Raw genomic sequence first — 6,456 nt, forward strand, 5'->3', positions numbered from 1 at the left:
TTTATTTTCGGATTGAAAACCTGTTAGGAGAATCAAGAAGATGAAAATCCGTCCATTACACGACCGTGTTGTTGTANGCCGCAAAGAAGAAGAGACCACAAGTGCGGGTGGTATTGTATTGCCTGGTAGTGCGACTGAAAAACCTTCTCAGGGTGAAGTAATAGCTGTGGGTACTGGAAAAATTCTGGATAACGGTGATGTTAAAGCTTTGGCTGTAAAAGAAGGCGATATTGTAGTGTTTGGTCAATATGCTGGTAATACCGTTAAGATCGATGGTGAAGAGCTATTGATTATGAGTGAAAGCGACCTTTACGGCGTGATAGAAGCTTAGTACCGGTTAGCCGGTTCAGAGAATTATTTTAAAAGTGCCTAACTAAATAGGCAAACAGTTTAAGTAGGAAAAGTATATGAGCGCTAAAGACGTTAAATTTGGTGATTCGGCTCGTCAAGGCATGTTGGCCGGTGTAAACATTCTAGCAGATGCAGTAAAGGTAACTTTGGGCCCTAAAGGTCGTAACGTTGTATTAGACAAATCTTTTGGTGCACCGACGGTGACTAAAGATGGTGTGTCTGTTGCGAAAGAAATCGAGCTTAAAGACAAGTTCGAAAACATGGGTGCGCAGATGGTAAAAGAAGTTGCATCACAAACTAATGATGCTGCGGGTGATGGAACAACGACTGCAACAGTTTTGGCTCAGTCTATCGTTAACGAAGGTTTGAAGGCTGTTGCTGCGGGTATGAACCCAATGGACCTGAAACGTGGCATCGACAAAGGTGTGCAAGTTGCAGTTCAAGCGGTTAAAGGCTTTGCTCGTCCATGTGAAGATACTAAAGCGATTGCTCAAGTAGGCACAATCTCAGCAAACAGCGATAGCTCTGTTGGTAGCATCATTGCTGAAGCGATGGAAAAAGTAGGTAAAGAAGGTGTTATCACTGTTGAAGAAGGTAGTGGCTTCGAAGATGAGCTAGCCGTTGTTGAAGGTATGCAGTTCGATCGTGGTTACTTATCACCTTACTTTATCAACAATCAGGACAATATGAGTGCAGAGCTTGAGAGCCCATTTATATTATTGGTTGATAAGAAGGTTTCTAACATTCGTGAGCTACTTCCTGTACTGGAAAGTGTTGCTAAAGCAAGCAAGCCATTATTGATCATTGCTGAAGATATCGAAGGCGAAGCGCTAGCGACTCTAGTTGTAAACAACATGCGTGGCATTGTTAAGGTGGCAGCGGTTAAGGCACCTGGCTTTGGCGATCGTCGTAAGGAAATGCTACAGGATATCGCTACTCTAACGGGTGGTACGGTTATTTCTGAAGAAGTTGGTTTGTCTCTAGAAACCGCAACAATTGATAACTTGGGTACAGCGAAGAGCGTTAACATCAGTAAAGAAAATACGACGATTATCGATGGTGCAGGTCAAGCTGCAGAAATCGAAGGGCGTGTTAACCAGATTCGTAAGCAAATCGAAGAAAGCAGTTCAGACTATGATCGTGAGAAGCTTCAAGAGCGTGTAGCTAAATTAGCTGGCGGTGTTGCGGTAATCAAAGTAGGTGCTGGTTCTGAAGTCGAGATGAAAGAGAAGAAGGCTCGTGTCGAAGATGCGCTTCACTCTACTCGTGCAGCCGTTGAAGAAGGTGTTGTTGCAGGTGGCGGCGTATCATTGATTCGTGCTCTACAAGCGATTGAAGATCTTCAAGGTGATAACGAAGATCAAAACGTTGGTATTAACTTGCTACGTCGCGCAATGGAAGCACCTATGCGTCAAATCGTTGAGAATGCCGGTGGCGAAGGTTCTGTCGTGACTGATAAGGTTAAGCAGGGCGAAGGTAGCTTTGGTTACAATGCTGCATCGGGTGAATATGGCGATATGTTGGAAATGGGTATTCTTGATCCGGCTAAGGTGACGCGTACAGCGCTTCAATCAGCAGGTTCTGTTGCTGGTTTGATGATCACTACTGAATGCATGGTTACCGATATCGTAGAAGAGGGTGCAGCAGCACCAGCTATGCCTGATATGGGTGGCATGGGTGGCATGGGTGGAATGATGTAATCCAGCCTTTCACGCTTTGTGATTAAGAAACCCGGCTTTTGCCGGGTTTCTTGCGTTTGGGGCTAAGTACTTGAGGCATGTCTCAAGAAAACCCTGCAAAGGTATGAAAAACCGTTAATAAAGGTAGATTTATCATATTAAATAGTCTGTAATTGGTCGCTTTTTAGAGCAGTAGGCTCCCTACCGGGCGGCTTAGGTATATAAGCATGATAGGTTCTCGGTAGTTTTCAGTATCTCTTGTACTGAAGTGGGTCAGATAATAGGACTTGGTCTTTACGCGTGTTGAAAAAAACAATTCTGTATCTTCTTGTTTTCTTATTGGCCTTTAGCGTTTTTGTGCTGGCTAAGGCTCCAGCGCGTGTGATTTGGGAGGGAGTTGTAGAGGCTGATCCTTCTGTAACTAATTCTCTTCGCTCTGTTGGTGTTTCGGTAAAAGGCATTGAGGGGACTATCTGGGATGGTCGTGCTTTGGTTCAGTATAAAGGCATTGCCTCAATAGTTGATTGGAATGTGAAATTATCTGAACTATATGCCTTATCACTTCCCGTTAAGCTTGATATTGATAGCCAAGCGGGCGAATTGGAGGCTGTGATTACGGTGGGCATGTCTGACATCGCTGTGACGGTTTCTCGTGGTGACCTAGACTTATCTATGCTAAGCCCAGCGCTGAGGGCGCAACGAGTCACCCTGGATGGTCAGCTATTGTTAAAGGATATACAGCTGCTAGCTGAAGATAATATGCTGCGATCAGCTGCAGGTATGATCTCGTGGTCTGGTGGCGATATTGCCTATCCTGCTCAACGCGCTATACATCAACGTAGCTTTCCTCCTTTTAGGGGGGTGATAGAAACTAGCGAAACTGGGGAAATAAAAGCAGGTGTTCGTGATAGTGGCGGATCGTTTGATGTCATTGAAGCGACGGTGAGCCCAGAGGGTGAAGCGCTAGTTAAAGTGAAAAGACGCTTATTGGATTTGGCTGATGAGCATTGGCCCCAAAACTCCAAAGAAGAAGATGTCGTGTTTAAAGTGAAAAAGAAAATTTATTAGGCTGGTGAATAATTTGATAACGCTAGGGTCAGGAACAATTGCTAGGATTCAGTCACTGTTGGCTGTGACTTTGCTTGTTTATGTCGCTTATCTGGGGGCTGGAGTGTTTTGGTATTCACTGGCTTCTTCGGATGAGCGCGCTTTAGTGTTGCCTCAGAATAAAGTTGTTACAGCTAAGAAAAGCCAGGGGCGAGATGCCAGGTTAGCTGACTATCATTTATTCGGACAAGTAGGAAAACAGGTAGTTAAAAAGCAGGATAAACCAAAAGAAGCGCCTAAGACCAGCTTAAGGTTAGCATTAAAAGGTGTTTTTATGTCAGAGCAGGCTGGCGCATCGGGTGCTATAGTAGAAGAGATTGGCAAGAAGGCGGATTACTATGGCATAGGTGATGCCCTACCAGGCAGGGCCACTTTGGAAGAGGTATATAGTGATCGTATTCTCTTGAGGCGTAACGGAAGGCTAGAAACTTTGGCTTTTGAAGAAAAGAAGAGCATCAAAGGCAGTAGCAGTTTTTCTAAGGTAACGCCGGTTAAAGCCCAGCCGAAAAGAAGAGCAAGGGTGGAATCAGTAGAAACGCCTCAGCAATTTATGGATGAGGCTGCAGAGCGCTTACAGGAAGATCCTGTCGCTGCATTGGGCTCAGTTGGGCTGAAAGCTTCTTCAGAGGGGTATGTTTACCAAGGTGGAAACCCAATGTTGTCGGGGCTAAATCTTAACAAGGGTGATGTGATACGCTCGGTGAATGGTCATAACCTTGGTGATATTCAGCGCGATAAAGAGTTAATGAAAAGTCTCTATGAGCAAGGTAGTTTGGAAGTAGAAGTGATGCGAGATGGCGCCAGCTTTTATATTAACTACCCTTTGAGATAAAAAAATTGCGGGCTCAAGCCCAGTAATGCAAATGACTTAAGTGTAAAGTGATTGTTATGAAGTCTACATTAGGAAAGAACATGTTCAGTATGGTCCGTCTCAGGTTGGTGCACTTGGTTGTTTGTGCCGCGCTGGTATTTAGCGGGAGTGCCTTCGGTGAGGAGCAAACCTGGAAGGTAAATCTGAAGGATGCGGATGTCAGAGCATTTGTTAGTCAGGTTGCCGATATAACAGGTTATAGCTTTGTTATTGACCCTCGAGTTAAGGGTAAGGTCACGGTTATTTCTAATGCTTCAATGAATAAATCTGCTGTTTACGAAATGTTTTTATCCGTCTTGGGGGTGCATGGCTTTGCAGCGATACCTGGCCAGGAAGTGATCAAGATTGTCAGACAAAATGATGCCAAGCAGAGTGCTCAGAACGATCGTTTTTTGAAAAAGGTACCATCAGAGCAAATCGTTACGCGGGTAATTCAGGTTAACAATGCTCGTGCTTTAGAGTTGGTTCCGATTCTTAGACCGATGGTGGCAAAATATGGACACCTTGCGGGTGTCGCAGCTGCCAATGCTTTGATTATTAGTGATCACCTGGCGAACATAAAACGAATTAGTAAGATTATTGATGAGCTGGATAGCCCTTCTAAATATGAACTTGAAGTTGTTCAGCTTAAAGAAGCATGGGTTGGTGATATGGTAAAGCTCTTAGAAGAGTTAGCACCTAGCGAGCTGAGTAAAGCTAAAGGAAAAAGTGGCGGCAATAAATTTAGTGTTGTTGCAGATCAGCGCAGCAATCGGCTTATCCTTCGAGGCGATGAGGCATTCCGGGAGAAAATGCGAGAGTTGATAGCCAAACTGGATCAACCTTCATCCACGGGTGGTAAAACCAAGGTAGTCCGACTTAAACATGCGGATGCTGGAGAGTTAGCTGAGTTGTTAAAGGGGCTAATGGGCGATATTAGTAGTGAGGGTGCTAAGGGTAAGGGTAAAAGCCAATCTTCAGAAGCGAGTGTTTATGCTGATGAAGGTTTGAATGCGCTGGTTATTAGAGCAGAACCTTCAGTGATTCAGGAGCTCGATGGTGTCATTGAGCAACTTGATGTTCGCCGAGCTCAGGTACTGATCGAGGCTGCGATAGTTGAAATTAAAGATGACCTGAATGACAAACTTGGTATTCAGTGGGCCTTGTATGATCAGGGTGCATCGGTTCCAGGTGTATTTACAAACTTCTCTGATGCGGGAATTGCGACGGCGAATGTATTGTCAGCGTTGATCGCGCAAGATAGCAGTGATGATGGTGATCTTAACGTCTCAGGTATTGGTGCGAGTGATGGTATTACCGCAGGTTTTGGGCGAACAAGTGAAAGTGGTGTAAGCTGGGGTGGCCTGATCCAGGCGCTTGAAGGTGATGCTAGCGCAAATGTTCTTTCTACACCTAAAGTGATAACCATGGATAATCAGGAGTCATCTATCATTGTTGGTGAGAATGTTCCAATTATCACAGGTCAGTCTACTTCTTCCGGTGCTGGAACGTCGGACCCGTTTACTACGATTGAGCGTCAGGATGTCGGTGTTAAGTTGATTGTGACGCCAAGTATCAGTGATGGCAATTTAGTTCGTTTGGAAATTGAACAGGAAATATCAGGCGTTTCTCCGTCAACGGCTGGAGCCGATATTATTACCTCGAAACGTCAGATTAAGACGAATGTTCTGGCTGATGATGGCGAGACTATTGTTCTGGGCGGCCTAATTCGTGATGACGAAACTTACCAAGAAAGCAAGGTTCCATTGCTGGGTGATATTCCCTGGTTAGGTGCTTTATTTAGAAGTACTCAGAAGGTTGTAAATAAGCAGAACTTGGTGGTATTCCTAAAACCAACGATTTTACGTGATAAAGCGGCCAATAAGGCTGTTGCCGTTGAGAAGTTTGATCAGCTATGGAATTTGAACTTGGCGATCAAGGAAAGCAATGGTGAAGATACTGAAGATTTAGTTAAACCTCAGCTTGATAGCGTATACCAAGGCATGCAGGTTAAGTAAAAGCCTTCAAAGGCTGAGTATTTATTTTCTTGAATAAAAAAGGGAGAGTCAGAGACTCTCCCTTTTTTGTTTTAAAGACTCTTGTTCAATAAACGGTGACACCCATTTCAATGAAACCTACTTTAAGGTCTTCGATATCGTAAGCAGTTAAGCCTAGGTATTCTAATATGTCATCTTGGCTATCTTCCCATTCCGGGTCGCTATCTTGTAGGCCAAGTACTTTGTAGTTTCCGCAAATATGCTCAGCCAGTTTAAGAACTGCCAGCAAGGTTTTCTGCTGCTGGTTTTTGCCGTCTTTAACTGCAAACACTTGCTTGGTGTTATGGTGTTCGGCAATAACTTGGCAGATATGCTCAGGGAGGTTCCATGACTTGGCGGTGAAATAACCGACGACACAGTGATTGGTGTTGAATTTTTCATTCTCTAAGTCAATGACTCGCTCATGCTGGCC

General features: G+C 44.5%; 6 protein-coding genes. 5 read left to right on the top strand and 1 reads right to left on the bottom strand.

Annotated elements, in window-relative coordinates:
• Positions 1–40 precede the first annotated feature (40 nt).
• The 5 genes from A3766_RS16235 to gspD all read left to right on the top strand — a co-directional run bounded on the left by A3766_RS16235 (position 41) and on the right by gspD (position 6,005).
• The gene (locus A3766_RS16235) at positions 41–331 is read left to right on the top strand and encodes a co-chaperone GroES (protein ID WP_068642509.1); all 291 of its coding nucleotides are present in this window, start codon (positions 41–43) and stop codon (positions 329–331) included.
• Between the two features lie 76 nt (positions 332–407).
• A complete protein-coding gene (groL, locus tag A3766_RS16240; RefSeq protein WP_068509033.1) occupies positions 408–2,051 on the top strand; it encodes a chaperonin GroEL in 1,644 nt (547 codons plus the stop codon).
• 279 nt (positions 2,052–2,330) lie between these two features.
• Positions 2,331–3,098, top strand: coding sequence for a type II secretion system protein N (gspN, locus tag A3766_RS16245; RefSeq protein WP_068509035.1), 768 nt, complete (start codon positions 2,331–2,333; stop codon positions 3,096–3,098).
• Between the two features lie 13 nt (positions 3,099–3,111).
• On the top strand, positions 3,112–3,969 hold the full coding sequence (locus tag A3766_RS16250; protein ID WP_197469962.1) for a type II secretion system protein N: 858 nt from the start codon (positions 3,112–3,114) through the stop codon (positions 3,967–3,969).
• A gap of 56 nt (positions 3,970–4,025) precedes the next feature.
• A complete protein-coding gene (gene gspD, locus A3766_RS16255) occupies positions 4,026–6,005 on the top strand; it encodes a type II secretion system secretin GspD (RefSeq protein WP_231872239.1) in 1,980 nt (659 codons plus the stop codon).
• 85 nt (positions 6,006–6,090) lie between these two features.
• On the opposite strand, the gene A3766_RS16260 is transcribed toward gspD, so the two are convergent.
• Positions 6,091–6,456: HDOD domain-containing protein (locus A3766_RS16260; protein ID WP_156508930.1), on the bottom strand; the 366-nt coding region annotated here is incomplete at its 5' end.

The organism is Oleiphilus sp. HI0132 (assembly GCF_001635845.1).

Bases quoted from the DNA above. Each gene is read 5' to 3' on its own strand.
- groL (WP_068509033.1), top strand. From the start codon at position 408: ATGAGCGCTAAAGACGTTAAATTTGGTGATTCGGCTCGTCAAGGCATG.
- gspD (WP_231872239.1), top strand. From the start codon at position 4,026: ATGAAGTCTACATTAGGAAAGAACATGTTCAGTATGGTCCGTCTCAGG.